Below are 232 nucleotides of genomic sequence, written 5' to 3' on the forward strand. Positions count from 1 at the left end.
CTAAGGTTATGGAAAGTGATGAACTGTTCGGGATCTACGGCAAGGACTGCTATACAAGCATTCGTTTCGGGCTATTCGCCGCAGAAGATATTACTGCCGCTGACGGTTCTGTTATTCCTGCGGACGGACTGCTTTCAGAGGTTTCACTTGCTGAGAATATGACTGCAAAATTTGATGTACAGATACCTTTCGGAAGGTATTATGTCAAAGAAATTTCTACTGATGAACACTA

Annotated in this window: 1 protein-coding gene; it reads left to right on the forward strand. The window is 43.1% G+C overall.

Annotated elements, in window-relative coordinates:
• Positions 1 to 232, forward strand: a 232-nt coding sequence (locus QVO88_RS11145) for a hypothetical protein (protein ID WP_288178027.1), incomplete at both ends; no start/stop codon positions are given.

The organism is Ruminococcus sp. CAG:57 (genome assembly GCF_000435935.1).
Taxonomy (GTDB): Bacteria; Bacillota; Clostridia; order Oscillospirales; family Ruminococcaceae; genus Hominimerdicola; species Hominimerdicola aceti.